This is a genomic window from Bradyrhizobium sp. th-b2 (assembly GCF_000426785.1).
Classification (GTDB): domain Bacteria; phylum Pseudomonadota; class Alphaproteobacteria; order Rhizobiales; family Xanthobacteraceae; genus Bradyrhizobium; species Bradyrhizobium septentrionale.
In genome coordinates, this window is the sequence record NZ_KE384571.1 from 18276 (window position 1) to 44984 (window position 26709).

At 61.1% G+C, this 26709-nt stretch carries 24 protein-coding genes, 1 tRNA gene and 1 pseudogene; 11 read left to right on the forward strand and 15 right to left on the reverse strand.

Features of this window, described 5'->3' with window-relative positions:
• The first annotated feature begins 423 nt into the window (after window positions 1-423).
• Window positions 424-2484, forward strand: a complete 2061-nt coding sequence (locus K359_RS0149940) for an autotransporter outer membrane beta-barrel domain-containing protein (protein ID WP_156929183.1) — start codon at window positions 424-426, stop codon at window positions 2482-2484.
• Between the two features lie 658 nt (window positions 2485-3142).
• On the opposite strand, the gene K359_RS56880 is transcribed toward K359_RS0149940, so the two are convergent.
• The 3 genes from K359_RS56880 to K359_RS0149950 form a co-directional block, all read right to left on the reverse strand.
• Window positions 3143-4771 carry a tetratricopeptide repeat protein gene (locus K359_RS56880; RefSeq protein WP_371261275.1) on the reverse strand — a complete coding sequence of 543 codons (1629 nt, stop codon included), beginning with the start codon at window positions 4769-4771 and terminating at the stop codon, window positions 3143-3145.
• The gene (locus tag K359_RS58220) at window positions 4722-5261 is read right to left on the reverse strand and encodes a tetratricopeptide repeat protein (protein ID WP_051346889.1); all 540 of its coding nucleotides are present in this window, start codon (window positions 5259-5261) and stop codon (window positions 4722-4724) included. Before K359_RS58220 ends, K359_RS56880 begins: the two co-directional genes overlap by 50 nt.
• Before the next feature lie 370 nt (window positions 5262-5631).
• A complete protein-coding gene (locus K359_RS0149950) occupies window positions 5632-7464 on the reverse strand; it encodes an SLC13 family permease (protein WP_029085572.1) in 1833 nt (610 codons plus the stop codon).
• Window positions 7465-7595: 131 nt separating this feature from the next.
• Here K359_RS0149950 and K359_RS56885 point away from each other — a divergent pair, with 131 nt between their 5' ends.
• Window positions 7596-8555: a transglutaminase family protein gene (locus K359_RS56885; protein ID WP_198031309.1), complete on the forward strand. Its 960-nt coding sequence runs from the start codon at window positions 7596-7598 to the stop codon at window positions 8553-8555.
• A 280-nt stretch (window positions 8556-8835) separates the two neighbouring features.
• Window positions 8836-8930 (forward strand) — tRNA-Lys (locus K359_RS63020).
• 103 nt (window positions 8931-9033) lie between these two features.
• Here K359_RS63020 and K359_RS0149960 read toward each other — a convergent pair.
• The 3 genes from K359_RS0149960 to K359_RS0149970 all read right to left on the reverse strand — a co-directional run bounded on the left by K359_RS0149960 (window position 9034) and on the right by K359_RS0149970 (window position 12484).
• Window positions 9034-9261, reverse strand: a complete 228-nt coding sequence (locus tag K359_RS0149960; RefSeq protein WP_029085573.1) for a hypothetical protein — start codon at window positions 9259-9261, stop codon at window positions 9034-9036.
• Between the two features lie 170 nt (window positions 9262-9431).
• Entirely contained in the window at window positions 9432-10772 is a 1341-nt protein-coding gene (locus K359_RS0149965) for a cytochrome-c peroxidase (RefSeq protein WP_245284986.1), read from the reverse strand.
• Complete coding sequence (locus K359_RS0149970) at window positions 10769-12484, reverse strand: phospholipase C (RefSeq protein WP_156929184.1); 1716 nt, start codon at window positions 12482-12484, stop codon at window positions 10769-10771. The genes K359_RS0149965 and K359_RS0149970 overlap by 4 nt, the downstream gene beginning before the upstream one ends.
• A 617-nt stretch (window positions 12485-13101) precedes the next feature.
• On the opposite strand from K359_RS0149970, the pseudogene K359_RS66705 reads away from it, so the two are divergent.
• Together K359_RS66705 and K359_RS66710 are read left to right on the forward strand one after the other, a co-directional pair.
• Window positions 13102-13407, forward strand: a pseudogene (locus K359_RS66705) (penicillin acylase family protein); the annotation flags it as partial.
• A gap of 20 nt (window positions 13408-13427) precedes the next feature.
• Window positions 13428-13793 carry a penicillin acylase family protein gene (locus K359_RS66710; protein WP_084518898.1) on the forward strand — a complete coding sequence of 122 codons (366 nt, stop codon included), beginning with the start codon at window positions 13428-13430 and terminating at the stop codon, window positions 13791-13793.
• A gap of 182 nt (window positions 13794-13975) precedes the next feature.
• Here the strand turns inward: K359_RS66710 and K359_RS0149980 are convergent, their stop codons facing one another.
• From K359_RS0149980 to mdcA, 7 genes are read right to left on the reverse strand one after another with little or no spacing between them, the layout of a single operon-like run.
• Window positions 13976-14896: an acyltransferase domain-containing protein gene (locus K359_RS0149980; protein WP_051346890.1), complete on the reverse strand. Its 921-nt coding sequence runs from the start codon at window positions 14894-14896 to the stop codon at window positions 13976-13978.
• Window positions 14896-15744 carry a triphosphoribosyl-dephospho-CoA synthase MdcB gene (gene mdcB, locus K359_RS0149985; protein WP_029085578.1) on the reverse strand — a complete coding sequence of 283 codons (849 nt, stop codon included), beginning with the start codon at window positions 15742-15744 and terminating at the stop codon, window positions 14896-14898. The genes K359_RS0149980 and mdcB overlap by 1 nt, the downstream gene beginning before the upstream one ends.
• The gene (gene mdcG, locus K359_RS0149990) at window positions 15741-16388 is read right to left on the reverse strand and encodes a malonate decarboxylase holo-[acyl-carrier-protein] synthase (protein ID WP_029085579.1); all 648 of its coding nucleotides are present in this window, start codon (window positions 16386-16388) and stop codon (window positions 15741-15743) included. Before mdcG ends, mdcB begins: the two co-directional genes overlap by 4 nt.
• Window positions 16381-17118 carry a biotin-independent malonate decarboxylase subunit gamma gene (gene mdcE / locus K359_RS0149995; protein ID WP_029085580.1) on the reverse strand — a complete coding sequence of 246 codons (738 nt, stop codon included), beginning with the start codon at window positions 17116-17118 and terminating at the stop codon, window positions 16381-16383. The genes mdcG and mdcE overlap by 8 nt, the downstream gene beginning before the upstream one ends.
• Entirely contained in the window at window positions 17105-18019 is a 915-nt protein-coding gene (locus K359_RS0150000) for a biotin-independent malonate decarboxylase subunit beta (protein WP_029085581.1), read from the reverse strand. Before K359_RS0150000 ends, mdcE begins: the two co-directional genes overlap by 14 nt.
• Window positions 18016-18333, reverse strand: coding sequence for a malonate decarboxylase acyl carrier protein (gene mdcC, locus K359_RS0150005; protein WP_029085582.1), 318 nt, complete (start codon window positions 18331-18333; stop codon window positions 18016-18018). Before mdcC ends, K359_RS0150000 begins: the two co-directional genes overlap by 4 nt.
• A gap of 10 nt (window positions 18334-18343) precedes the next feature.
• The gene (gene mdcA, locus K359_RS0150010; protein WP_029085583.1) at window positions 18344-19990 is read right to left on the reverse strand and encodes a malonate decarboxylase subunit alpha; all 1647 of its coding nucleotides are present in this window, start codon (window positions 19988-19990) and stop codon (window positions 18344-18346) included.
• Window positions 19991-20183: 193 nt separating this feature from the next.
• On the opposite strand from mdcA, the gene madL reads away from it, so the two are divergent.
• Genes madL through K359_RS0150025 form a run of 3 tightly spaced genes read left to right on the forward strand, consistent with a single transcriptional unit; the run spans window position 20184 to window position 22106 of the window.
• On the forward strand, window positions 20184-20624 hold the full coding sequence (gene madL, locus K359_RS0150015; RefSeq protein WP_029085584.1) for a malonate transporter subunit MadL: 441 nt from the start codon (window positions 20184-20186) through the stop codon (window positions 20622-20624).
• Entirely contained in the window at window positions 20621-21382 is a 762-nt protein-coding gene (gene madM, locus K359_RS0150020; RefSeq protein ID WP_029085585.1) for a malonate transporter subunit MadM, read from the forward strand. The genes madL and madM overlap by 4 nt, the downstream gene beginning before the upstream one ends.
• Before the next feature lie 7 nt (window positions 21383-21389).
• Window positions 21390-22106: a GntR family transcriptional regulator gene (locus K359_RS0150025; protein ID WP_029085586.1), complete on the forward strand. Its 717-nt coding sequence runs from the start codon at window positions 21390-21392 to the stop codon at window positions 22104-22106.
• Window positions 22107-22171: 65 nt separating this feature from the next.
• Here the strand turns inward: K359_RS0150025 and K359_RS0150030 are convergent, their stop codons facing one another.
• Both K359_RS0150030 and K359_RS0150035 read right to left on the reverse strand, forming a co-directional pair.
• Window positions 22172-22594: an SseB family protein gene (locus K359_RS0150030; RefSeq protein ID WP_029085587.1), complete on the reverse strand. Its 423-nt coding sequence runs from the start codon at window positions 22592-22594 to the stop codon at window positions 22172-22174.
• 95 nt (window positions 22595-22689) lie between these two features.
• Window positions 22690-24567, reverse strand: coding sequence for a sigma-54-dependent Fis family transcriptional regulator (locus tag K359_RS0150035; RefSeq protein ID WP_029085588.1), 1878 nt, complete (start codon window positions 24565-24567; stop codon window positions 22690-22692).
• Window positions 24568-24905: 338 nt separating this feature from the next.
• On the opposite strand from K359_RS0150035, the gene K359_RS0150040 reads away from it, so the two are divergent.
• Genes K359_RS0150040 through K359_RS0150050 form a run of 3 tightly spaced genes read left to right on the forward strand, consistent with a single transcriptional unit; the run spans window position 24906 to window position 26614 of the window.
• Window positions 24906-25949, forward strand: coding sequence for an NAD(P)-dependent alcohol dehydrogenase (locus K359_RS0150040; RefSeq protein WP_029085589.1), 1044 nt, complete (start codon window positions 24906-24908; stop codon window positions 25947-25949).
• Between the two features lie 57 nt (window positions 25950-26006).
• On the forward strand, window positions 26007-26378 hold the full coding sequence (locus K359_RS0150045; RefSeq protein ID WP_029085590.1) for a hypothetical protein: 372 nt from the start codon (window positions 26007-26009) through the stop codon (window positions 26376-26378).
• A gap of 20 nt (window positions 26379-26398) precedes the next feature.
• Window positions 26399-26614 carry a hypothetical protein gene (locus K359_RS0150050; protein ID WP_029085591.1) on the forward strand — a complete coding sequence of 72 codons (216 nt, stop codon included), beginning with the start codon at window positions 26399-26401 and terminating at the stop codon, window positions 26612-26614.
• Window positions 26615-26709 lie beyond the last annotated feature (95 nt).

Genomic DNA, 26709 nt, shown 5'->3' on the forward strand with positions numbered 1-26709 from the left:
CGGCCGTCCCGATCTCAATCACGAACAATACAGCGATAACTGGTGGTAGCGGTGGAACGGGTGGAGCAGGCGGATTTGGCGGAACATTCGGAGGTGGTGGAGGAAACGGGGGCGATGGCGGTGTTGGAATGTCGTTGCAGTCACCAGAGAGGATCTCGCTAACAAATAACGGAGCCATCACAGGCGGCAGCGGCGGCGCGGGAGGAGCGGGTGGCGACTCGTCCGAGAGTCCCGGACCTTCCGGCTTGGCCGGCTTGGCCGGCCTGGGCGGTGCTGGAATCTCAGGCAGCAATCTCGCTATCGTCAATAGCGGCACTATTTCCGGCGGGATTGGTCGCGGCGGTCAGGCCAACGCGATTACTTTTACAGGCGGCGTCAACAGTCTCACAATCACGGGAACATCCGTCATCAACGGCACTGCTAGTGGCTCAGTCGGGAGATACTTTTGCTCTTGGCGGAGCAACGGCCGGCCGCTTCAACATGGCGCTGCTGGGTTCGCAATCCTTGCAGAATTTTGGACAGTTTCAGAAGACTGGAACCGGTGCCTGGCTGCTTACTGGCGGACCCTCTGTAACGGCGCTGCCCTGGACTGTTGTATCTGGCACGCTCGACATTGGTGCGACGACCCAGAACGCCACGACGATCGATAATTCTGGCAGTCTTATTGTCGGGAATGGCGGCTCGCTCTCGTCGACGGGCGTTACGAACAACAGCGGCGGCAATATCACCGTCGCCGCGGGCGGCGCGCTGAACGATGATCTTAGTAACCATGGCACGGTCACGAACAGCGGTACCACCAACGCGGTGGTCGCGAGCAACACGGGTTCGATCACCAACACATCGACTGGGATCTGGACAGGAAATATTGTCAGCAATGCCGGCCTTATAACGAACCAAGGCAACTGGCTTGGCAACGTCGTTGCGACCAGCGGAACCATCACAAACACAGGAGTCTGGAACGGAGATCTGCTCAACAACTCGAGCCTGGTCAACTCGTCCGGGATTTGGAATGGTTCTGTCACGAATGCTGGTACGTTTGCCGCGTCCGGTACGTCATCGGTGACGCGCAACTTCAGCAATGCCGGCACCATCATTCTGCAAAACAACGCCGCCGGCGACAGACTCACCATCGGCGGCAACTATGTCGGATCGCCGGGGAGCAGGATTCTGCTCGACTTTAGCACGCAAACTGCTCGTGCCGATCAAGTTATCATCAATGGAAGCGCGTCCGGGTCGACCTCCATTTCGGTACTCAATCTGACTCCTTTGGCGCCATTTGCGACTGCAGCCACCCTCATTCAAGCAGGATCAATTGCCCCCGGCACGTTCACGCTTGCGAACGCGCAGAACTTCGGAACGAGCGCGTTGGTCTTGCTGCCGCAAAACGGAGGAACAACGGTTGCTCTCGGGTCAATCCCTACCGTGGCAGGGCTGTCCAGTGGCGTCGCCTTGACCGCGGCTCAGACGATCGCGTTCCAATCCTCGGACGTAGTTTTCGACCACATTTGGGAGGTACGAAACGGAGTCGCTGATTCATCTCAGCCCCAGGCCCAAGGCTTTGCCGGAGAGGCCCTTGGCTATGCCGTACAGCGCAGACCAACAGATGCGTTCGCTGCCCTAAAGGCACCACCGCCTGCCGTCGGACCAACTGTTCGTCCGGCGGTCTGGGTTAAGGGCTGGGGCGATTATGTAGATCAGAATGCCACAACCGCCATTAACTTTGGTGGGCAGATCTTTCCTCAAGATCTCAGCTTTCGGCAACGAAGCGGAGGTGCGCTGGCGGGGGCCGATGCGCTCATCAAGAACGTCACCTCCGCAGACGACGCGCTGCTCTTGGGCGGCCTGCTGGGCTATACGAACTCACATGTCGATCTGAAGGCTTCGCCCGCTTCGCAGGCTTACGATGGTGGAAGCCTGGGCGTCTACGCGACCTATCTGAAGGGCAACTGGTTCACCGACCTGATGTTCAAGACGGATCTACTGAACGTCAGCATCAATGGAGGGGGAATCAATCAAAAGGACGACGTCATAAACTATGACCTATCGACCAATATCGGCTACAAATTTGATTTGACGAGCAAGTCCTACATCGAGCCGACCGCAGGCATCGAATACGTTAGCTCGAAGTTCAGCGGCACCACCGCGTTCTCCGCGACGACCATTGCGCTTAATGATGGGGACGCAACGCGCGGACGGATTGGCGCCAGGGTTGGCACCGAGTTTCTAGTGAATGGTGTGCGTATTGAGCCAAGCTTGCTGGGTTACGTCTACAGTATCTTCAGTCAGACGGGTAACTCCCTCGTCTTCGGCAGCACAGGCATCACCCTTCCATCCGACGCGGGCAAGGTCCGCGGTGAGATTCAAGCTGCCGTCAACTTTTTTAACCTCTCCAACGGAGTATCGGGATTCGTGCGGGCCGATACCCGCTTTGGTGATAACCTGACCGCCGGTGGCGTGAGAATTGGCTTGCGTTATCAAAACTAGTGCGGGGCGGGTCGTTCTCGCCGCGAAGGTTCTAGGGATCAAAACCGGGTGAAGGCACGGCTCGCGGCGATTTCCGCAGCCCCATAACTTGTACGTGCCGGTGGTTCGATCGCTTTGCGTCGCGAAGCTGTTTCGCTTCTGGCTACCGCCGGATGAGGGCTCAGCCGTGATCGGCTGACAGGATTGGGCAACACATGCGCCTTGGGAGCGGAGCCCGGCGTGCTTTCAACGCTTGCCGGCGCGCTCGGGTTGAGACTTGCCGCCGGCGGCAAGGAGACTGGCGGTTTAGCGGCCGTGTTTGGCTGCGCAACAGACGGTCCTGCCACAGGTTCATCTGGCAGTGCGGGCATGCCAATCTGAACAGGGCGACCAGTTGACTCCCGCGGTGTGAGCAAGACTGCCTTGAATGCTGGATCGGCAACGGGTGGTGCAGCCTGGACTGGGTTGTCCGGAATAGCGCCGCCCCGAACACGTGCAACGTCGGACCTCGAAACTAGGACGGGTTTTCCCAGCAACTCCCGCCCGAGCCGATTCGATGGTTCGACATTCGCTACCAGCACGCGGGTATTTGGAGCGTCCTGCCCACGAGTATCCGTCGAGCTCATGAACATGAAACTCACAGCGAACCATACTGCGTTAGTTCGCGGCGTAGGCATTTCTAATGTCCGGTATCATCGCTTTGCGTGGGATTGATAAAGTGATCATCACCCCCGAGAGTTCCGTAAATGAACGGCTCTTGCTTGCGGCTGGTTGCAGCGAGGACGTCGTCCCTGACCAGTCCGAAAAGCTTTCGGATTTCGACATTTGGCGCCATCATACGATTGGCCAGTGCCGTCGCAAAGGGGCTGTTTGCGCCCGTTCCATCAAGTGCGACCTGACCATGCTTCGCGGAATAAGCGACGAGCGTGCCCCCCTCAGGTTCTATCCTCGCCAAACCACGTCCAATCGTTCGAGAAGCGCTCGAAAGTTTCATAGAGTTGTTGAACGGATCTTCACGGCAAGCGTCAAGTATTACGAGCTTCATGGCCGAAGCTCCCTCGATCGCGTCCAGAAAGCGTGAAAGCGATATTGCTTCGTCTGGCGCATCCCTATCGGTCAGCAGACGTGCGTCGACAGGTACAATGTAGTTTTGTCCATCGATTTCAATACCGTGACCGGCATAATAAATCATCGCCCACTCGGAATGATCGGCTAGTTCACGAAAATTACGCAATGCTGCGAGGAGATCCTGACGGCCAAGATCTTGAACCTGGATCACCTGCCTAAAGCCAATCCTTCGGAGTGCCTCAGAAATGATCGAAGCGTCGTTGACAGCATTGGGAAGAGTAGTCGCTTTTTCGTACGTGCCGTTTCCAATGACCAATGCGACCCTGTTTAACCGTCCAGTGGGCTCGATCGCTGGATCAATTTTGACCACCTTGGAGCGTTCAAGGACCTTGCTTAGCGCTTCCTTTGCTTCTTTCAGTTCCGGATCGAAAGACAGGGCGGTCCTATAGTCGCTAGATGCCTGGGCGAGGTCGCCAATCCCTTCCATCAAACGGCCACGCTGGAGATAGGCCTCGGGCGAAACCGGATCGAGCCGGATCGCTTGATCCAAGATTGGCTTAGCTTGGTCAAATGCTTGCGATTCGATGTACGCTTTGCCCAGCCCGATCATGGCGCCGGTTTGCCGATTGTCTAACTGAAGCCCCTTTTGCAGATCGTCGATTGCTTCCTTCAGTTGTTTTCTTTTGAGATACGCCAGTCCTCGTGACGCGAAATCTTGCGCATAGCTCGGATTGATCTCGATAGCTCTCGAAAAGTCGGATATCGCCTCGTCGAGGTTTCCCTTCTGACGAGAGATCAGCCCTCGATTGTGGTACGCGAAAGCATACTTTGGATCGAGCTTAGTCGTCTCGGTATACTCGGAGAACGCTTCACTCGCCTTGCCCATCAAGTGGAATGCAAGCCCGCGATTGAAGTGGAATGCTGCTCGTTTCGGATCGAGCGCGATGGCTTTGTCGTAGTCTGAAATTGCCTTGTCCAACTCGCCCGCATTTTGATGCGCGGTCCCGCGATTGTTGTAAGCCGTGGGATCCTTTGGATCGACCGCTATGGCGACATCGTAATCTTTAAGCGCCGCTGCCCAGTTCGATTTGTCAGCGAAAGCGTTTGCTCTGCCAATATAGGCTGTTGCGTAGTCCTTACTCAGCTCGATCGCGTGGCTGTAATCGGCAATCGCTTCGTCCGTTTCGCCCTTATCTAAGGCAATTTCCTCTACCGTTGTAAGCGAACGGCGACTTGGGATCGAACTCTATCGCCTTGTTGTAGTCCTCAATCGCCCGATCCACTTGACCGGTTTCGCGGAGCGCATTCCCACGACCATTGTACGCACTTGAAAACCGATCGTTCAGCGCCAGGGCGGCCGTGTAGTCGCTGATAGCGGACTCCAATAGACCCTGGCGCAGAAGCAGATCGCCGCGATTGTGAAGTGCCTCCGCATTCTTGGGATCCAGCTGGATCGCCGCCGTATAATCCGCTCTTGCTCGTTCGAGCTCATTGCGGTCATAGAGAGCGATGCCACGGTTGACAAGGGCGACGGCTCTTTGCGCGGCTGGGATCGCGCTGCCCTTGTTCAAGATGACAGAACACCCTGATATCGCGCGACTGGCATTGGTTGAGCTGCAATCGTTCCAGTCTGAGGCGCTGGCAACGTTGACCTGGAAAGCCAGAACAAAAAGCACTGCGCTCGACCAGGACAAGATGAGACGATGGAGGACTTGGTAGCGCCGCTCCATGCATCTACTCCCGAAGCCGAACTGTCCAAACAGTGGATTATACTAATATAGAGATTCGCCTCACGGTCGATTCAAGGGGGCGTGATACTGAGCATTCGTTCGTCTGCGTGTGTGATGTGGATGCACACGCTGCTGTCGGCGTTCTTGGCCCTGACTACGTGGCCAATCTGCGGTCGACCAGGGATGATCGTGGTGGGTCGTCGGTGACAAAGCCGCGACCTTGTTGCCGCGCCCGCCGGATTGCGGTTGCGGTAGCTAAACAAAAGGGGTAGCGCGACAAAGAGTTGCCGTTAGTCACCGCGCAAGCCGCAGCTTCCGGGTGTAGCGCGTTTTCGTAACCCCACTGCAGCACGGAGTGTCGGGTCGTCTATCAGAACGGGAGGAAAACCGGGACTAGCAGCACGCTCATGACCGCTACGATGATGGCGAAGGGCGTACCCAGCTTCACAAAATCGCCGAAGCTGTATTGCCCGGGTCCTACCACCAGCGTGTTCACCGGCGAGGATATCGGCGTCATGAAAGCCGTGGACGCCGCGAGCGCGACGGTCATCGCAAACGGATAGGGCGAGGCTCCCAAGTCCTTGGCGATGGCCAGCGCAACCGGCGCCATCAGCACGGCCGTGGCCGTATTCGAGATAAACAAGCCCAGCGCCGCGGTGATGACGAACAAGACTGCCAGCACCATGCGCGGCGCGGCGCCGCCGACCACGCCGAGCACCGCGTCGGCTGCGAGGTCGACTCCTCCCGTCCGCTGCAGGGCCAGCGAGAACGGCAACATGCCCACTATCAGGATCAGGCTCTTCCAATTGATGGAGCGATACGCGCTGTCGAAATCGACGCAGCCCAGAAGCCCCATCAACAGGCAGCCGATCAGTGCGGCCTGCACGTTGGGCACCGCGCCGCTGATCATCAGCGCGACCACGAGGCCGAGCACGGCGAGCGCATGCGGCGCCCGTTGCGCCGCCGGAAGAACTTCCGTCAGCTCGGCCGGCATGTTCAGAACGACGACGTCGTCCATGTTGAATTGGAGTTCGCGAATGTCGGACCAGAAGCCAATCAGCAAAAGCGTGTCCCCGAGCTTCAGCCGCTCGTCGAGCAGATCGTTCACCGCCACATCGCTGCCGTGCCGCAACCCGATCACGGTAAGATCATATTCGGAGCGAATCCGGGCCTCGCGCACGGTTTGGCCAACCAGCGCCGATTCCGCCGGCAGGATGACCTCCGCGGCGCCGATCTCCTGGGAGTGGTCGACGAAGTAGTTTCCCATCTCGCCGAGTGGTCGCGGCTCGAGCTTCAGCGAATCCCAGAGCTCGTTGATGCCCTCTTTGGAAGTGTGCACATCGGCGAGGAGGACATCGCCTGCCCGTAGCTCCGTCTGTGCGGTTGGACGGAGCACTCTGGCCGCAAGCCCGATGCCGCGCTCGATCGCAAGCAAGTTCACGCCCGCCGAACGCAGCGGCAATTCGTCGAGGGGTTTTCCGATGAGCGGCGAGCCGGGGCCGATGCGGCCGCGCTTCTCGCGATCAGCCAGGCGGTACCGCTCGATCCACTGCTGCAGCCTCGGGCGGCGGTCCGCGGCGGCCGACGGGCCGGTCCTGGAGGTCAGCAGGCGGCGCGCGAACAGCATGTAGACGATGCCCAGCGCGAGCAACGGCAGCCCGAACGGAGTGAAGCTGAAAAAGCTGAAACCGTTTGCGCCCTGCCGGATCAGTTCGGCATTGACGACCAGATTGGGCGCGGTAGCCACCAGCGTGAGCATTCCGCTGATGAGCGCGGCGAAACTCAACGGCATCATCAGCCGGCTTGGTGCGGTGCCGCGATTTTGCGAGATGCGCAGCACTACCGGGATGAAGATGGCGACCACCGCAGTCGAGCTCATCAGGGAGCCGAGGCCGCCGACCGCCGCCATCAGCAGGATCAGCAGGCAATTGTCGCTGTCGCCGGCCTTGGCGTCGAGCCAGTCGCCGAGGCGTCGTGCAACCCCGGTCATCACCAGGCCTTCGCCGATTACGAACAACGCAGCGATCAGGATGATGGAGGGATCGGCAAACCCCGCCAGCGCCTCGTTCATGGTAATGATACCGGTGGAGGGCATGGCCACCATCACGAGCAGCGCGACCGCGTCCATGCGGGGCCGATTGACGAGGAACATCGCAATGGCGGCCGCGAGCATGAGCAAGACGAGGGCGAGATCGAGGTTCATCAACGCCCTCAAAAGCAACGACCAGGCGGGTGCCCCAAATCCGGCCGCCCTTGCCTATCGGGAGGAGCGTCTTGTTCCCGGTAAAACGAGCACGGCATAGATTGGATCAGTCCCGGTCAGGTGAGGATCACATGGCGCACATCAGTATCGTGCATACGACCGAATACATCTACCGCAATCCGGTAGGCCTGCTGCGCCATAAATTGATGGTCCGGCCGGACGAAAGTCACGATCTGCGCCTGCACGGCGCGACACTGAAAGTCGATCCCGAGCCGACCAGCGTCTATTGGAAGCATGACGTCTTCAACAATTCCATCTGCTACCTCGAATGGTCGGAGACGCTCCGGACCAAACAGCTTAGCATTGTATCGACGCTCGACGTGACGCATCACCCCGACGGCCAGCCGCTGCCGGTCTACAGCCTTGACGAAGCCGCCGAGCTATTCCCATTTTCCTACGACGCGCAAGAGATTCCCGATCTCGCGCGCCTGGCCGAACGCCAGATGCCGGATCCTGACCGGAAGGTCGACGCTTGGGCCCTCCGCGTCGTGTCCGAGGCGAACAGCAAACAGACCCTGAAGGTGCTGGAAGCGATGACGCACGCGATCAAGCGGGAGTTTCGCTACAACGCTCGCTACGAGGAGGGCACGCACACGGCCGCCCAGACCCTGGCACTCGGCTCTGGCACCTGCCGCGATTTTGCCGTGCTGATGATGGAAGCGCTGCGCAGCTTTGGCTTCGCCACTCGATTTGTAACCGGCTATTTGTACGACGATTCCTCGGGCACGACGCCAAGGCGGCGGCAGCACGCACGCCTGGTGCAGCGTCTATCTGCCCGGCGCGGGCTGGGTCGAATACGATCCGACCAACGGCCTGATCGCCGGCGCGAATCTGGTCCGCGTCGGGGTGACCCGGGAGGCAGGCCAGGCCATGCCGATATCGGGCGGGTTCATCGGCAATGCGAACGATCCAACCGGGCTGCACGTGGACGTATCGGTCCGCACCCTGCCGAAAATCTGAGCGCACACGGCGTGGCGGATGAGACGGCATCGCGGCGTCGAGCCGCGCTACGTTCCATTCATGTTAGTTAAGCGGTCAGATCGAGCACCTCGATCGCGATCCGATCCGCCGCCCGAGTTCGCAACAAATCTCTCGCAGTTCGCGAAGGCAAATCCCGTCAACGACCCCAGCGCGGCGTGGAACTACCTCGCACTTGTCGGATATCTCAAAAATGCAGAAAAACCCAACTGCCTTGGCAGAAGCTTGTTCGCTCGTTTTTCTGACGTGTTGAGTCGTTGGCTGCCTCCTGTAGAACGCCGGTTGAACTGGCCCGGTAAGATCCTGCGACGGATGCCCAGTCTCAGCCAGATAGGCCCGGAGGTGCGACTGGCAAGTCATTGATTCTCATCAAGCCGCGGCTGACTCTTAATCAGCGGGCCCAGGTTCGAGCCCTGGTGCGGCCACCAACGAAAAACGCATTTGCTCAATAAGTTATAGGAGCAGTCGCTGAGACCAGAGCGAGTCTGATGCGGCGTTCGTCATAGTCGACCATCGCGCGTTCTTATGTAGCTAGATAGCACGGGCCCGGCCGTCACATATATGCGCTACGGCGACTTCGATCTCGTCACCGAAAGCGCTCACATAGGCTATGCCCTGTGTCGGAGTTTCCAGGGGCTCGCCAGCGATCGCGGCGCCGTCAGGCGGTGATGGCAAGCCGCTGCGGGCGAGCGGGATGTTTTCCCGCGATCGGCCATCGAGCCTCGCGAACAGGCGGCGCAGAGCGACCAGAATGGTCATCGGAATGTACTGATAGATCCAAGATGTCCGACCAGGCTCCGACAGCGGCGTGGAAGCGGACATTTGTGCGAGAACTGAGAAGGGTCAGTACAAGACACCGGGGCGACCAAGCCATCGGCTGCATTCGACTGGTTGCGCGCCTTGCGCTAGGTCGCCACGGTACGAGCGTTTCATTCCCGCGGCTTGTATCCATCGTTCAGTGTGTTCAGAAAGGCGATGATGTCGGCTTCGTCCTGATCCGTCATAGCCGGGGTCTCGCCGAGATGTCGGTCGAAGGGAGGATCGCTGACGTCCACGTTGGCGTGATACTTCATTGGGATATCGTTGTACCTTTGCACCTTTCCGTCGGCACCAAGCGGATAGACCTTCTCCGGATTTGTATCGCGAAAATTGTAGAAATCCATGACCTGCCGCAACGAGGTGAATACGCCATTGTGGAAGTAGGCACGGCGCAACGCGGTGTTGCGCAAGGTAGGTGTCTTGAACATGCCGCAATACTGAGTCTGGTCTGCGATGTCCTTGCGAACCGGTCCACAAACCCCAAGATCGAAATACCCGGGGTCCTTGTTGTCGGGGAGTACCATATTGCGTGGCGCGGCCAGCGCTTCATATTGGGTGTCGGTGAAGAGCGGAGGGAAGCCGTCGCGGGTGACCCTCGAGCTATGACATCCGGCACAGTTGGCCTTCTCCGGATCGTTGAACAAGCGGTAGCCCCTCATTTCGTTGTCGTTGAAGCGGGCTTTGCCTTCAAGCCAATAATCGAACTTGCTCGTGTAGGGGTGGAAGCTCGGCTCCTCGATCTGGTAGCGACCGATCGCGAAAGTCGCCTCGGCAACCAACAAGTTCGCGTTCTTCAAAACGGTCTCACCGAACAATGCCGCGATTTTCGTAGCGTAAGGCGCGCGACGCAGCTTTTCTGCAATCACCTCGATGCTGCCGCCATCCATCTCTCGCGGGTCGAGCAACGGACCCGATGCCTGGATCTGGAGAGTGTCAGCGCGGCCGTCCCAGAACAGGCCACCCTGCGGCACGATATTCGCCGCGCTTTGCGTGGCCTGCTGCGCGGTCTTTTGTACGCGCGTTGCCGTCTGACCAATGTCGGCCATTTGCGCCAGTGTGACGGTCTCGTTTTCCCGGTCGTCGGGACCGATGCTGAAGTCAGGCTGCCGCTGCAGGTAAGTCAGCGATGGGACGGCTCGCAACCCGGGAAGCGACAGAGCAGGGCCGCCGGGCATGACTGGCCCGTCGTTAGGGGGACCATACGCGTGGTCCGGGCTGTGACAGGACGCACAAGCCATCTTGCCCGACGACGACAGGCTCGTGTCGAAGAATACGTCCCGACCGAGTTTCGCCATCGCCGAGAGCGGCGCGACTGGGGGACGGACCAGACGAACCGGATTCGGGTTTTCGCCGGGCAACGTTTGCGGCTCGGCAGCCAAAGCGACGCAGGCCATAAGGCCTGCGCCGACGAAGCACGCGATTGTGCGATTGAGCATCTGAATCTGGCTCAATCGTTCTTCGTCTTGTTCTTGGTATCCACCGTACCGAAGGTCGGATCGAGGATGAGCGTGGTGCTGTTTTTCTTGTTGAAGTTGAACATGTCGACGATCGAGCCGGTCGTAGCATCGAAGGAGCCACCGCCGATCCGCTCACCGTTCAGCCAGTTGTCTTCGATGAACTGCGGAATGGAGGCCTGGGTGATGAGCACGTGGCTGACGTAGTTTTTCTTGGCGTAGGGGGAAATCACCATGAACGGCTGGCGCGTGCCGGGACCGCAGCGACCATGAACAGGCAAGCCGTTGACTCCTGCGGGTTCGGTCGTGCCAATCACGCCGCAAATGCCCGTGCCGTTCAACGCATCGGCTGTTGCCGAGAACGACGGCCTCGTCGTCTTGGCGAAAGCGTGGTCATACCAGCCGTCCGAGTCATCATAGGCGAGGATTACGGCGGTACTTTCCCAGTCAGGCCGCTGCTGCAGGAAGTTGATCAGGGTAACCAGCCCCGTCTGCTCATCGAGCGGATCGGAGTTGCCCGGGTGAGCGTCCTGGAAGGCCGACATTTTGATGAAAGACACTGCCGGATAGTTGCCGGATCCGACCGCAGTGAAGAAGTCGTCCAAATCGTAGGCGTGGTTGGCCGGATCAACCTTGTTTTTGCCGGGTACCGTCGTATAGCCAATCGCCTTGGTCGAGGTCGGGCGGGCATGGGTCGGGTTGGCCGTCGACTGGTAATACTGGAACCAAATGTGATGCGGGATATAGTCCCGGATCGCGCCGCCGACGACCTGGCTCACGGTGGAGCGCACACAACCTGTGGTGCCGTTGTTGTTGAGAGTTTGCAGGTTGAAACCACCGACAAAAGATCCCCAGGGGATATCGGCGGCATTGAGCAAGTCGCCGATGTTCTTGCTCGTCATCCGAACTTGTGAGGTCTGGCTTGAGCACACGTCCCCGACCGGATCCGTATCGCTGGTCAGCGTGAGACCGCCCTGACCATCCTGGACTGTACTCGCAGTGAGGCCCGCCGGAATGATCGCCCCATTCGTGGTCCCGGCAAACATGTTGAGCAAGCCAGGCGTCGACGGGCCATATTGATCACTCCAGGCATTGTCGCTCATCGCGTAGTTCTGGGCATAATTCCAGAGGGCGGTCACTGTGTTGCCGTCGAAGAAGCCCATGACCTGACCTTTGGTGCCAAAAGCGCCGGCGCCGCCATTGGTGCCCTTGCCGGTGAATTCCGGGAACAGATCGTTCATGCCGCCGTCGTAGGCCTTCTGCTCGGCCGTGTAGCCATGGCCCTGATCGGCCGTATTGGCCTGCGTGCGATCTAGACGGAACGGGTTGGAAGCGCCGGCGCCGTTGGCCGCATTCAAGTTTGGATTGTTATTGAGCAGAGTGACGCTCGACAAGAGATTGTCGATGTCCCGCTGCGTGTTCTTGGCAGGCTCGAAAACCGGCTCGCCTTCCGGATTCAGTGCATTCGGGTAAGTACCGAAATAATGATCAAACGAGCGGTTCTCGTTGAAAACGATCACCAGGTGCTTGATCGGATATTTGGTCTTCAACGTATTCGGATCAACGGCGGCATCCTTGTCGTCCTTCTTGCTGTCTGCCTTGTTGGTGCCCGGACCAGCGATAACTGAGCCAGTCGACGTTGCAATACTCGCAACAGCAAACAGCGCTACAGTGGCGAGTAACGTCGTCTTCAATTTTCGATTCTTCATTTTTCCCTCAAGAGGTGCATGCAAAGCGGCGAGACCGTTAGTCAGCGTCAATGACGGCCATGTGTCAGTTTTGATTTCTGCTGCGGCACAATCGCAATCCGAATGCTGATTGCGGGTCGTGCAAATCGTCTGACAAATTACGGCGGCGGAAGCATTTTCGATGCAGTGGAGTACAGACGCAAATGCGCGAAATAGAGCGCGTTCACGTCAACATAAAAAGTTCTTTACCGTCTACCGGGGAATTTATTGCGCCGATCGCGAATATTGCTTCGAAGTCCGAGGATGGAGGTGAAGGCGATCTACATACTGCTGCCATCAAAGACCCTTTGGCCTTCAACAGCGCGCAACCAAGGCGGTAGGCAGTGAATTGGAAGAAGAATATCTGTGCCTTCTGAGTGGAGCCAATGTCGGCCATAGTCGAAGGACTTGGATGGCAGTTCTTCGAAGGAAAGCCGAGCTTGAGGGGGTTGGATCCGGCAACGCCGTCAGCGCACGGATTGGTACCAACAGAAGATAGCTTTCAAGTACACCCGAAGCAGGAAAGCGGATCAATAAGAACGATAGTGATCAAGACGATCGCTTACGGCATTGTCCTCTTGCTGGGCGGGATTGGCATTATGGCTGCCTTGATCTGGCAGACATTGCCACCGTTCAATGATGAGTTGCAGGTCCACGGACTTTCCGCCGCCGCAAGCGTGCGTTTGGACGCGAATGGCATTCCTTGGATCCGCACCTCGACGATGATCGATGCCGCAACAGCGCTTGGCTATCTGCATGCACGAGACCGGATGTTCCAGATGGATCTCATGCGCCGCTCGGCGTCAGGGCGATTGTCGGAGATTGCCGGGCAAGCGGCGCTGCCGATGGATCGAATGATGCGCACTCTCGGCCTTCGTGTTCGCGCATCATCTGACCTTGACGCTGTGTCAGAGCCGACACGCCTATGCTGGAAGCTTATGCGCGAGGCGTCAACGCCTGGATCGACGAACGCGGCCGCTTTAGCGCGGAAGAGTTCCTGCTCCTCGGCGCTCCAGAGCCATGGAGTCCGGTGGATAGCATGCTTTGGGGCGAGACAATGGGAGTCTGGCTTTCGCACAACTGGCGGACTGAGCTCGCCCGGCTCAACCTGCCGGTAAGCTGTCGCAGCAGGAGATCGATGAGCTATGGCCGCAAGACGGCGAGGCCGGACGGCCGCATGCGGCGCTCGATCCGGCACTTGCCGGTACAGCACGGCGCCTTCTGGCTACGCTGCCGGATTTCCCGGCTCCCTTCACTCAGCCACACACGGAGTTACGCTGCTCTCCAGTAAGAAAATAGGGCCTTTGAAACAGTGGGTTTCGCGATGTAGCGGCCTCCCGTTACCACCTTTCTCCACACACCCGTTGCCCGGTTGGGGTAAGCGGCTTTGCCGAGCAGGCATTTTGGGCGGCCGCTTCTGCGGCCTCTGCGTCGCCTGCTGTGACACTCCGCGTCTCAAGTCATGCGTGCCGGCTAGTTGGAAGCAACCCAGCTTCGCAAGCCTTCGACCGTGTGAAATCCGTCCGTGGCGTAGCATCGAATGGATGGCAGGAATGTTTGCGCCATCTCTGCAAGCGCATGTCCTGGGCCGAGGTCCAACACCCTGGTGACTCCCAGCTCTGCAAGGGCTTCCAAGGTCGCTTCCCAGTCGATGGGGCACGCGACCTGGCCTGCGAGCTTCACAGTTGCACTCCCTGCAGAGAAGATGCGTTCGCCGTCGCCCCCGGAAAGCAGAATCCGTCCGCTTGCGACAGGGGTGCGTCTGCTGCCGTCGAGCGCCTGTTGCAGCGGCGCGCAGACCTGCGCGAGATGTGACGTGTGCGACGCGATTTTCACGGCGAGAAGGCCGGTGCGCGCGGCGCCCTGTCTTGTCGCTTCCCGGCAGAGCTCGATGAGGTCCCGCTCTGCGCCTCCGATCACGAACAGGAGGTCGGGGTTCTTGATCGCGAACTCGCAGCGGTGGTGTTCAAGCAGACGTTCGAGCGTGGCCCGGTCGAGCCCGCGGACGTAGCCGAGGCGGCCACCTGGTCCGGCCGCGCGGTCCATCTGGCGCGCGCGAACATCTGTCAGTCGGAGGGCTTCGTCGGCTGTCCATATTCCGGCGATGCTCCAGGCCGCCATCTCACCAACGCTGTAACCTGTGACGGCAGTCTGTTCAGGCAGCAGGTCGGCAATGCAGGCGTGGATCGCGAGCACCGACGTGACGGTCAGGATCTGGCTGACACGGTTGGCCGACAATACGTCCACGCTTTGTGTCCTGACGAGCTCCCGTGGGTCCTCGCCGAGACAGGCGGTTGCCGCGGCGAAAACCGGCTCCGCGGCGGGCTGCTCCGCGACCAGATCGAAGATCTTGTCCGAAAGGGTGCCTTGTCCGCCGCAGAGCAGTGCAAGCATCACGGTTCCAGTCGGTCGACGAAGAGGGCCATGGCCAGCAGGTCCGCCGAGCCGCCCGGGCTCAGATTGCGCGCCACGAACGCGTGATGAATGTCGGCCGCTCGTCTCCGCCAGCCGGCAGATCCGATGCCTCCCGCCGCCAGAAATGCAGATGCGCTGGCCTGCGCGGAGCGCAATCCCTCCGGTCCGCCCCGATGCAACAGGTTGGTGTCGGTGACGTCGGCGATGAGCGTCATGCATGTCTGAATGCGCACCGCTTCTTCATCATGAGGAACGAGCTTCCGCGCCGCATGCAGCGCGGGAAGGGCGATGTCATACACCGACGGAAAGCCATGGGCGGCTTCCGCCCTGGCGCCGCCGGCGCCGTAGCGCCGCGAGGCGACGGCGCCATGACTGCGCAGCGATATGGGACCTGAAAGGATGTCTTTGTCCCAGCGCCGCGACACCAGGTCGCCGAGGGATTTGTGGATGCCGAGCGCGCCACGATATCCGGCCGCGGCGCAGAGCAGGCCCAATCCGAAGATCGCGCCGCGATGTGTGTTGACACCGCGGGTTGCAGCGAGCATGGCGCGCTCCGCCGCAACTCCGATCGCGCGCAACCGGTTCATGCCGGCGCCCTCGGCGCCCGCGGCTGCTAGATCGCTGAAGAACGGCTTCAGGGTCTCGGCGCTGCGGCACAAGAGCTCGGCATCCATGTCGCAATGCGCGCCATTGTCGACATGGCTGACCAGCCCCGGCTTTGGATAGGTCTCGACTTCGAGCTTCAGACACGACGATGCGAGATGGCCGAGCTGCTCCGCATGAAGCGCGGATCCCGGCAGCGATTGCCATTTGAGTGCAACGTTCATGACACGTGACCTGCGAGAAAGGCTGCACGCGTCGTGCTGGTGACCCCGGTCGGGCCTTTCACAAGCACTTCGTCCTCGTCAGTGCCGGTCAGTTCGCGCCATTGAACCCCTCCTGCCGGACCGACGATCTCACCGTCCAGCCGCATCGGCGCCCGTTGTGCAATTCGGGCGATGTCGGACGGCAGGGTATCTCCTCGCCTGGCTGCCGACAGCGGCCAGAGCAGATCAAGGTCCGAACTGTTCGAAAGATAGGGAAGGCCGGTGAGATGCTGCCAGGCCAGGCTGCCAAAGGTGCGGGTCTCCGGCAAAAGTTGGAGGAGCTGGTCGATCGTCTCGCGCCAAGCTGCGGGCGCCGTCGCGGCCGCTTCTGCCAGCAATGGGGGCGGGGCGGATGCGACGATATCGGCCGCGGCGAGCGAGATCGCAATGCGCCGTTTGCCGTGGCTCGGCGGCAGTGGCAGACCGAGCGGAATCATGCCGGCAGTATCGCTGCAAGCCGGCCGGCGAACGATGAGGGGACGGCCGGCGTGCGCCCAGCCTGCGACGATCGGCTCGCTGGCGAGTTCGGGATAACGGCTCATCACGGCGGTCCATCCGGATGCCGAGGCCTTCACCATGCTGTGGCGCGCGAGAGCTTCAACCATCTTGCGATCCCCGATCTAAGGCTGCCGCGACGGCAACTCGCTCAGCCAGTTCGGCCGCTTTCCGCCGTCCGCCGCGTTCGGCGCCGAGCCGGCCGCGATCATCCTGTCCTTGCGGCTTTTGCAGCACGGCCGCAAGCTGCGGTGCCAAAGGTGCATTTTCATCCCAGACGACGTGAATGCCGCCGGTCTGCACCATGTTCTCGAGGCCCGGAGCGAACACCGGCGTCGCTTCCGCCTTGGCCTTGAGCACATCGATCGGAAGTTTGGTGACCCGCGCCATCGACGGCAGATCCATCACCGCGGGATGCGCGCCGGGCAGCGCGACCAGCGCGTCGGCGGCAAGCGCCGTCGCGATGAACGCGCCGGCCGCGCTGCCGCCGTAGAGCAGGGCGACGGTGCGGTGGCCTTCCGCTTCCGCCAGCAGCAAGGCTTTGGCGAGATGCGACAGGTATTCGCTGAGGCCGAGCAATTCGTCGCGTCGGCTCATGCGCTGGCTTGAGGAATCCACCAGGAACAGGATCGGAGCCCGATCGCCTGATCTGACGATCTCGATCACGCGTCCTGCGAGCACAATCGCCTCGTCCACGCCGAGCGGCTGTCCCTGCGTGATGCCGAGCACGTGGACCGGCCCTGCACCGGGAAGGACCGCCTTTCCCGCGATCGTCGCGGCGGTGACGTCGATATCGCTGCCGCTGGGGAACAGGCTCGCCAGAATGTCATCGAGCGTCATCGGCGTTCTCCCTGTTGTTTGCCGCGCGTAGGAACGCGTCGGTCGAAAGTGAGGGGATATCGGCCGGCTGACCGACGCCCAGCGCCTGCCAGACCTCGACAGCATCCTTGGACGCGCCGAAACGCTGCAGACGCCGCTCCAGGCGCTTCTGCTCGGCTTCGAGAACCGCAACACCGCAATCGCGCCTGATCTTGAGTGCATCGATCGCCGCTTGTCGAAACGCCAGCGCCTCGTCGTCAACGAACGTGTCGGCGCCGCCGATGAGGTAGCGGTGCTTGCCTCCCATCGTGCGCCAGACGAGGGCCCGATCGCGTGAGTCGAATTCCTCGACGCCCTTGTTGGTCTCGATCACCTCGGGGCCGCTGACGCTGATCCGCCCCTGCTCGGAGACGACGAGGCGCGAGCAGCTGCCGGCGATCAGGCTGCCGCCGCCATAGCATCCGGCGCGTCCGCCGATCAGTCCGATCACGCTGACGCCCGCGCGCCGCGCCTCGACCACAGCGCGGATGATTTCCGAGATCGCGAGCTCGCCAGCGTTGGCCTCCTGAAGGCGAACGCCGCCGGTGTCGAACAGGATCAGCACATCCTGGTTCAGTGTGCGTGCCGCGCGCAGCAGGCCCGTGAGCTTGGCGCCGTGGACCTCACCGAAGGCGCCACCCATGAAGCGACCTTCCTGCGCTGCGACGAGCACCGGCGATCCTTCCAGGCGACCACGTCCGACGACGATGCCGTCGTCGAACTGCTCCGGCAGGTCGAAGATCGCCAGATGCGGGCTCATCTCGCGCTGCTCGGGACCGATGAATTCGGCAAAGCTGCCGGTATCGACCAGCGCTTCTATGCGCTGCCGGGCGCTCGCCTCGTACCAGCTCAGCGAAACCGTATTGGCTGTGGCCGCTGTCATCGTTCCGGCTCCTCGATCTTGCGGATGCCTTGCGCGAGGCGCAGCGCGACCGTGTCGGGTCGGGCTCCGCCGTCATTGATGGAGATACGTAAGCCACCGGCAGGGCGGCGGGCGACGAAGTCGCGCACGACGGCGTCCCAGACCGCGCCGAAGCCGTGGGCCGCGGTCGCGATGTCGATCACGCAGGTGTCGGCCGGCGAAGCGCGTTCCAACAGCACCTCGAGGTTGCCGGAGGCGACGACGCCGACGATCGCCTGCATGCGGGTGCCGCCAGCGCGCGTCGGGGCAGATAGTCTGAAGCTGAGCGTTTCCATGCAAAACTCCTCACCAGTTCCGGAAGCGGCTGGGCGGACGGTAGAGGCCGCCGGAAGCCAGCATGAGATCCTTGATCGAGCGGGCCGCCAGCAGGCGCCGGTCCGCGTCGAGCGGATCGATGCCGAGATCTTCAGGGCGCCGGATCACGCCGCGCTGCCTGAGCTGCTCGACGAGGTTCGCATCACGCGCCCGGCCAATGTCCGTGTAGCCCGCAACGCCGCGGATGGCCTGCTCGCGCTCGTCCTTGTTGCGGCACATCAGGAGGTTGGCGATGCCTTCCTCAGTAACGATGTGCGTCACGTCGTCGGAGTAGACCATCACCGGCGCCAGATCGAGATCGAGTTTGCGCGCCAGTTCAAGCGCATCCAGTTGCTCGACGAAGAGCGGGACATTGCGGTCACCAAAGGTCTCTCCAATCTGCACCACGAGCTTGCGGCCGCGGCGCAGCGCAGGGGAGGAGTCGGGCGCGGCCTCGGCGCCCGCCTTGAGCCAGGGTTCGCTCGGGTGGCGGCGGCCGCGAGGGTCGGAGCCCATGTTGGGCGCGCCGCCGAAGCCTGCGATGCGGCTGGTCGTCACCGTCGAGCTGTGGCCCTCGAGGTCGATTTGAAGCGTCGATCCGATGAACATGTCGCAGGCATAGAGGCCCGCCGTCTGGCAGAAGGCACGGTTGGAGCGCAGCGATCCGTCGGGCCCGGTGAAGAAGATATCGGAGCGCGCGGCGACGTAATCCTCCATGCCGACTTCCGATCCGAAGCAATGGATCTGGTCGACCCATCCGGCTTCGATCGCCGGAATCATCGTGGGATGCGGATTGAGCGCGAAGTGGGTGCAAACCTTGCCCTTGAGGCCGAGCTTCTCGCCATAGGTCGGCAGCAACAACTCGATCGCGGCGGTATTGAAGCCGATTCCGTGATTGAGCCGACGCACGCCGTAAGGCGCGTAGATTCCCTTGATGGCCAGCATCGCCGTCAGGATCTGGGTTTCAGTGATGGCTGCCGGGTCGCGGGTGAAGAGCGGCTCGACGTAGAACGGTCGGCCAGCTTCGACCACGAAATGCACGAGGTCGCCGGGGATGTCGACGCGCGGGACCTTGTCGACGATCTCGGTGACTTGCGCCACGACGACACCGTTCTTGTAACTCGTTGCCTCGACGACGGTCGGAGTGTCCTCGGTATTGGGCCCCGTATAGAGATTGCCGTCCGTGTCGGCGCTTACCGCCGCGATCAAAGCGACGTTCGGCGTCAGGTCGATGAAGTAGCGGGCGAACAGCTCGAGATAGGTATGCACGGCGCCGAGTTCGATCTTGCCCCCGAACAGCATCCGCGCGATGCGGGCCGACTGCGGGCCTGAATAGGAGAAGTCGAGCCGCCGCGCGATTCCCTTTTCGAAGATGTCGAGGTGCGCGGGCAGGACCACGCCCGACTGCACCATGTGCAGGTCGTGGACATCCTGGGGATCGAGGTTCGCGAGCGCCGAGGCGAGGATGTCGGCCTGCTTCTGATTGTCGCCCTCCAGGCACACCCGATCGCCTGACCGGATCACCGCCTTCAGAAACGCAGGCAGGCTCGGGATCGGGACAATCTTACCCTTTGCGTGCCGTTGACCGGCCGCCAGGCGCTCTCCGAGGGCGGCCTTTTGCATACCCCAATCGCTCATCTCGGCTCCTTGGCATGCGGGATTGGCTTCGATGGACGTCAATGTATGCGTATTGCATTGGATTGTCAATTAGTGTATACATAGATTTATAAGAGATGGATATTCGCATACATAGGAGGGAATTTAAGATGCGAATGGATACAAGGCGTCCAAGTCAGGGGCATCGCGCTTCATTCTCTGAGGGGAGGCGCCCGTGACCATTTCCGGCGTTGCACTGCTCGCGATTTGCACCCTGCTCGGAGGCCTGTTGGGAGACCTGCTCGGCGTTGCCCTCGGCGTTAAGGCCAATGTCGGCGGCGTCGGCATTGCGATGATGTTCCTGATCGCGGCCCGGCTCTGGCTGGTGCGGCGCGGCCTGCTCAGCCATGGGCTTAAGACCGGCGTCGAGTTCTGGGGCAGCTTCTACATTCCGATCGTGGTCGCGATGGCGGCGCAGCAGAACGTGGTCGCTGCTGCTAAAGGCGGTCCGATCGTAGTCATTGCGGGGATCGGGGCGGTCGCGGTTTGTTTCGCGATGGTGGCCCTGATCGGTCGGTTCAGCGGTCGTGTCGAGACGATGGACGAGATCGAGGCGCGAGAGGCTGAAGTGCTCGCCGCGCCAGTGCCTCACTTCAAGTCCGGGAGGATTGGATGAACATGATGTCTCACGTTCTCACCGCCAATTCGCTGGTGACCGCGTTCGCCGCCGTCGGAATCCTGATGTGGATATCCGGATCAATCTCGAAATATCTCACCTTCGGGCGCATTCACGGCTCGGCGATCGCGATCATGCTGGGTCTCGTGCTGGCCTTTTTCGGAGGCATCTCCACCGGCGGTGAGAAGGGCGTGGCCGACCTGCCGGCGCTCGCCGGGATCGGCCTGATGGGAGGCGCGATGCTCCGGGACTTTGCCATCGTCGCCACCGCCTTTGAGGTCGATGTCGATCAAGCGCGCAAGGCCGGCGTAATCGGTGCGATTGCACTCGGATTGGGAACCGTCGTTCCGTTCATTCTGGGGGTTATCGTCGCCGCGGCGTTTGGCTACACCGACGCCGAATCATTGACGACGATTGGTGCTGGCGCGGTTACCTATATCGTGGGGCCGGTCACGGGGGCGGCGATCGGCGCATCCTCGCCGGTCATTGCGCTCTCGATCGCGACCGGTGTATTCAAGGCAGTGATCGTGATGATCGGTACGCCCTTCGTGGCGAAGATGATCGGCCTCGACAATCCGCGCAGTGCAATGGTGTTCGGCGGCTTGATGGGAACGGTCAGCGGCGTTTCCGGAGGGCTTGCGGCAACCGATCGGCGTCTGGTCCCGTATGGCGCGTTGACTGCGACATTTCATACCGGCTTGGGGTGTCTGGTTGCCCCCTCTGTCCTGTATTTCGCAGTGCGTGCGATCACTGGTTAGCTGAAAAATGGTGAGCCTCTTGAAAGTCGTAGCCGAAGCGGAAGACGATGGTGGTCTGCTTTCCGACCGCATCCGAAACGCGCTCACAGACGAGATAGCATCCGGCGCGCTCGTCGCCGGGTCGGCGTTGGAAGAACAGCAGCTTGCCGATCGCTTTGGGGCCTCCCGGACTCCGGTGCGGGAGGCTCTCCGGCAGCTTGCCGTCAGCGGGCTGGTGGAGGTCCGTGGGCGTCGTGGGGTCGTCGTTGCACGCATGACACCCGAGCGCATCATGGACATGTTCGAGACCAGCGCCGAGGTGGAGGCGATGTGCGTCAGGCTTGCGACCTTTCGCATGACGCCGCTCGAGCGCAGTCACCTGATCGAGCTCCACGACGGATCGCGTGCGATGGTCGAGGCGAACGACGTTGACGCCTATGATGCCTTCAACCGGCAGTTCCACGAATGCATCTACCGGGCGACGCACAACTCGTTCCTTGCGGAGCAAGCGCAAGATGTCCGCGCCCGTCTCAGCGCCTTCCGTCGAACCCAATTGCGCCAGGGTGATCGTATTCGGCGGTCTCGCGAGGAGCATGAGGCGATCATGCAGGCGATCGCGGAGGGCGATGGCGATTCAGCATCGCGCAGGATGCGTGCGCATATGCTGAACGCGGCCGCGGCGCTCAGGCGCTACATTGATGATCGCCTCAGGCCCGTTGATCGGCCTGAGCCCGACAACGTCTGACAAGTCCGGCTGTGAACCGCTGTTGATGCAAACCGGATGGGCGCAATGTCGCACGAGCACCGCGCTTATCGCGCGGACTTCATCGCCATGCCAAAGATCTTGCCGCTCATGAGGAGAGCGATTTCGGTGGCGGGCAGCGGCTTCTGACATTCGGACAACGGATTGAGCCAGAAATTAGAGTCAGGCAACATTTCGAACAGATTGCGCGCAGCGGCGCCAAGGCACACCTCAGGCTCCTTTATATAGTCGTAGATGCGCTTCTTTGAGGTGAAGGTGGGGTGCCATGTCATGTTCTGGAATTCGACCGTTGCGACGTTGATCTCTTCCTGAAACTTGAGCGAGCGACGGCGCCCAGGCTTCATCGGCGCTTCCGGCGTCAGAATGTAAATCTCCGTCTCGAGCAAGGCGCGATAGAATGCGGGAACGATGCTGGCGTCCCTTGCCGCGGCCTGCATCAGGGCTTCGAGACTGTTTTCCGGTTCGAACATGGCGACACTCCCAATTGAACCCGGCGAGGGGCTGGACTTCAGCGCCTCCAGTTACAGCCGGATCGAGCCGTCGCGGCGCCTTCGCCGCGATTATGCTAGTCCTTGTTGCCGCGCAGGGCGCGATAGATCGTATTGCGCGACACGCCAAGGCGGCGCGCGGCCTTGCTGATGTTGTTGCCGGTTTCGGCGTACGCGGTCAGCACATGCGAGCGTTGAATCTCATGCAGATTGGCCTTGAGCCCACCACCCGCCGCCTTGCCAGTCAGGCGCTCGCCGCCGGAATGTGCAAGTACGGACTCGACCGACGTCTCGTCGATCAGATCTCCTGGCTCGGCCAGCGACAATCGGGAAAGCACGTTGCGCAGTTCGCGGATGTTTCCATCCCAATCGAGTTCGGCCAGACGATCGATCGCCCCTTCGGTCAAATCCATCAAGGGATCGATCTTGTGGATCAAATGGCGCGCGATCTCGGCGAAATCGGAGCGCTCGCGCAAAGGCGGCAACGTCACCTCCAGCGTGTTGAGGCGAAACAGCAAATCCGATCGGAACCGGCCCTTCGCTATCGAGTCGTCGAGATTGGCATTGGTGGCAGACACCAGGAGGACGTCGACCTGACGTTTGGTGCCGCCGACCGGCCGGACAGTCCAATCGTCCAGAAAGCGCAGCAGCACGGCCTGCAGCGTCACCGGCATGTCGCCGATCTCGTCGAGGAAGAGCGTTCCGCCGTCCGCTTCCTTGAACAGTCCCGCAGCCCCGCCTTTTTTCGCTCCGGTGAAAGCCCCTTCGGCGTAGCCGAACAACTCCGCCTCGATCAGGCTGTCGGGGAGCGCTGCGCAATTCACCGGCACGAAAGCGCCGGTCCGTCCACTGGCGGCATGAGCATGGCGGGCGAGTTGCTCCTTGCCGGTGCCGGTTTCGCCACGGATCAGGATCGGCATCTTGCGGACCGCAGCGACCCCCACCCGTTGGACAACGGAAGCGATCGCCGGATCGGCGGAGACGAACTGGGTGGGGACGTCCTTGGGCGTCGGCGGCCGAGGCCGCGAGATGGCCTGCATCATCGAGAACTGGCGTGCGTTCTCGATTGTTGCGACGAACTGGCTACCGACCTCGTCCTCGAGGCGCTGGCGTTCCTTGCGCCGGCCTTCATCGACAAAGGCGCTGAATTTCGTACGAAAGACGTCGGCGAAGCGACGACCCGGCGAGGCTGGCAGGCCATGCAGCAGGACGCTTGCGGCCCTGTTGGCTGCAAGGATCCTGCCCTCGTTATCGACGGCCAGCAGGCCCGCGCTCAACGTATGCAGATACTCGCCGCGGTTATGGAAAGCGATCAGGATGTTTCCGCGGTGATGCTCGCGGAACAGACCATTCTCGATCTGGGTTGCGGCCATTGCGACGAGCGCCTGGGTATGCGCCTGCCTCGACATGCAATCCGATGACGCGTCCAGTATTCCGGCGAGTTCGCCATCCGGCGCGAAGATTGGCGCCGCGATGCAAGTAAGATTGTTGTAGCGCGAGAAGAAGTGCTCGCCCCCGTGAACGACGATGGCCCGCTTGAGATAGGCGGCGGTGCCGAGGCCGTTGGTGCCGCAGATGGCTTCGGTCCAGATGGTGCCGGGCCGAATGCTCGCAGCGTTCGAGGCATCACTGAAGCTCGAGTCCGAGATGATGTCGAGCAGCAGGCCGTCGGCATTTGCAAAGGCGATCATGAAATTGGAGCCGGCAATCTGCTGATGCAGTGTGTGCATCTCCGCGAGCGCGAGGCCGCGAATCAGTGAACAGCGCTGCTGCTCCTGACGCAGAACTGCGGTGCTCACGAACTCGGGCGATGGAGGGCGCAATGTGTCGAGACCAAGCGAAATGCAGCGCATCCAGCTGTCGTAGATGTCGGCTGACAAAAGCTCTGCCGGCGGCGCACCGCGGTGATCGAGCGTCATCCAAGCATTGTCCATGCGTCGGCTGGCGGTCAGCATCCTAGCTCCTCCCGGAGTCGCTGCTTGGCGAATTCCTCTTGGTCGTAGCCCGGTTCGCGTCGTTCTCGCGCGTGGCGCGGTTCTCGCGATCATAGATCAAACAACTGAAAATCCAAACTTCTGCGCACGCGCTGTTGCAGCCGCCAAACTGTTCCGTCTCGGAACAGTCGCGCGCAAAGTCTGCTCCGAGGCGGATCGGCGCGAGCACTCCCGCGACGGCAAGAACAATAGAAAGATCAGGCCGTTGTGCGCTTGGCACAGCCCTTGCTGAACTATCTAGCGGGATGGCGATCGCGTCAGATCGACAGAATAAAAAATTTTGCCGGGGAGGCTGTTCAATGAAAGCGGCGGTGCTTCATGAGTTCGACGAGAAGCTGACGGCGAAGGAGTTCGTCAAATTCCAGGACGTGACTGACCCGAAGATCTCGCGCCCGATGGACGTGATCGTGCGCATCGGCGGTGCCGGTGTCTGTCGCACCGATCTGCACATCGTTGAAGGCATCTGGCGCAGCAAGGTCGACGTCAAGCTTCCATACATCATGGGCCACGAGAACGCCGGCTGGGTCGAAGCGATCGGCCCGGGTGTCGAAGGGGTCAAGGTCGGCGACAGCGTGATTTGCCATCCGCTGGTGACCAGCGGGCATTGTCTCGCATGCCGGCGCGGCGACGACATGCATGCGCTGGACAGCTCGTTTCCCGGCATCAATGCCAATGGCGGCTATGCGCAGTATCTGCTGACGGGGCAGCGCTCTCTGATCAAGCTGCCGAAGTCGCTCGCACCGAAGGATGTTGCTCCCTACACCGATGCCGGGCTGACGGCTTATCGCGCCGCGAAGAAGGCATCCCGCCATCTGCTGCCCGGCGAGTATGTCGCGGTGATCGGCGCCGGTGGGCTGGGTCATATCGGCATCCAGGTTCTCGCAGCGCTCTGCGCGGCAGAAATCATCGTGGTCGATCGCGCCGAACAGTCGCTCGAGCTCGCCAAGAAGTGCGGTGCGCATCATGTCGTGAAGGCAGACGGCAATGAAGTTGAGGCCGTGCTGGCGCTCACCGGCGGGCGCGGCGCGGAGGCAGTGATCGATTTCGTTGGCGAGGGTGACGCTATCGCCAAGGGCCTGTCGATGACGGCGAACGCCGGCTACTACTACATCGTCGGGTATGGCGGGAAGATCGATATCCCGACCATCGACATGATCACGTCGGAAAAGACCATCGTCGGCAACCTGGTCGGAACATATGCCGAGCTGGTCGAGCTGATGGCGCTCGCGGATCGCGGCCTCGTCGAACTCCACACCAAGGAATACAGGCTGAGCGAGGCCAATGACGCGCTTCATGATCTGCATCATGGACGCATACATGGCCGTGCGGTCCTGATCCCCTAGGGCATGCAGCGCGACATGCGAAGCATCGGACCAGATCATCGAACGAGAGTGGCGCGAGTGACAAAGGACAGCCGACGCCAGCCACCGATCACCGTCGAGGAAGCTGCTGAATTGCAGCTCGCCCGCGATCGGATGATTGCTCGGGACAGGCTGATCGACGAGATGGTCGATAACAACGAGATGCAAATCAAGAATGAGCATGCGCGCGGCGGAGCCGAAATCGAACTTGCCTGCGCCGTGCGTGGCGCGGCGCGCGCCGAGTCCGGAAGCGACGCGCATGCCGAACTGGAGGGAGCGATCGCGCGCCTGGAGATGCTCCGGGAGGAACATCGACGCCTGGTGGCCGAGCGTGAATGGCTCAACACGTCCCTGCGTGAGATCGACAACGGTCCTTCGTCCGGCGACCACCAACGTACGGGGCACGCATGATGAGCAGGAACAACGCAACCATGATTGCATCAAAGGAACAGCCACAAATGTCGTCTCCGCAACCGGACATGAGCGAGGAAGCCAGGTCGAAAGACGCTTTCTTCATTCAGCTGGCCGAGATCACGGAGGCCATGATCGCCGCGCACGGCAAGGATTTCGCCACCGGCGCACTGGTTCTCTCGGCGAAATTCGTCGCCGAAGGAAAGCCTCTCATCAAACGAGCCAGCGGAGGGTGACGAGACCGTCAGCGCCGGGAAGCCGGGCTGGTGGGAACGACGAAATCAGCAGATCGATCAATCCATTTAACGGACTCAAAGTGAGTTTTGCGGCC

Bases quoted from the DNA above. Each gene is read 5' to 3' on its own strand.
- K359_RS0150030 (WP_029085587.1), bottom strand. From the start codon at position 22,594: ATGTTCGAACCGGAAAACAGTCTCGAAGCCCTGATGCAGGCCGCGGCA.
- K359_RS58220 (WP_051346889.1), bottom strand. From the start codon at position 5,261: ATGGAGCGGCGCTACCAAGTCCTCCATCGTCTCATCTTGTCCTGGTCG.
- mdcC (WP_029085582.1), bottom strand. From the start codon at position 18,333: ATGGAAACGCTCAGCTTCAGACTATCTGCCCCGACGCGCGCTGGCGGC.
- madM (WP_029085585.1), top strand. From the start codon at position 20,621: ATGAACATGATGTCTCACGTTCTCACCGCCAATTCGCTGGTGACCGCG.
- K359_RS56885 (WP_198031309.1), top strand. From the start codon at position 7,596: ATGGCGCACATCAGTATCGTGCATACGACCGAATACATCTACCGCAAT.
- K359_RS0150025 (WP_029085586.1), top strand. From the start codon at position 21,390: ATGGTGAGCCTCTTGAAAGTCGTAGCCGAAGCGGAAGACGATGGTGGT.
- K359_RS0150000 (WP_029085581.1), bottom strand. From the start codon at position 18,019: ATGACAGCGGCCACAGCCAATACGGTTTCGCTGAGCTGGTACGAGGCG.
- K359_RS0150050 (WP_029085591.1), top strand. From the start codon at position 26,399: ATGATTGCATCAAAGGAACAGCCACAAATGTCGTCTCCGCAACCGGAC.
- K359_RS0149980 (WP_051346890.1), bottom strand. From the start codon at position 14,896: ATGCTTGCACTGCTCTGCGGCGGACAAGGCACCCTTTCGGACAAGATC.
- mdcB (WP_029085578.1), bottom strand. From the start codon at position 15,744: ATGAACGTTGCACTCAAATGGCAATCGCTGCCGGGATCCGCGCTTCAT.
- K359_RS66710 (WP_084518898.1), top strand. From the start codon at position 13,428: ATGCTGGAAGCTTATGCGCGAGGCGTCAACGCCTGGATCGACGAACGC.
- K359_RS0150040 (WP_029085589.1), top strand. From the start codon at position 24,906: ATGAAAGCGGCGGTGCTTCATGAGTTCGACGAGAAGCTGACGGCGAAG.
- mdcE (WP_029085580.1), bottom strand. From the start codon at position 17,118: ATGACGCTCGATGACATTCTGGCGAGCCTGTTCCCCAGCGGCAGCGAT.
- K359_RS0149960 (WP_029085573.1), bottom strand. From the start codon at position 9,261: ATGACCATTCTGGTCGCTCTGCGCCGCCTGTTCGCGAGGCTCGATGGC.
- mdcA (WP_029085583.1), bottom strand. From the start codon at position 19,990: ATGAGCGATTGGGGTATGCAAAAGGCCGCCCTCGGAGAGCGCCTGGCG.
- mdcG (WP_029085579.1), bottom strand. From the start codon at position 16,388: ATGGTTGAAGCTCTCGCGCGCCACAGCATGGTGAAGGCCTCGGCATCC.
- K359_RS0150035 (WP_029085588.1), bottom strand. From the start codon at position 24,567: ATGCTGACCGCCAGCCGACGCATGGACAATGCTTGGATGACGCTCGAT.
- K359_RS0149970 (WP_156929184.1), bottom strand. From the start codon at position 12,484: ATGAAGAATCGAAAATTGAAGACGACGTTACTCGCCACTGTAGCGCTG.
- K359_RS0149950 (WP_029085572.1), bottom strand. From the start codon at position 7,464: ATGAACCTCGATCTCGCCCTCGTCTTGCTCATGCTCGCGGCCGCCATT.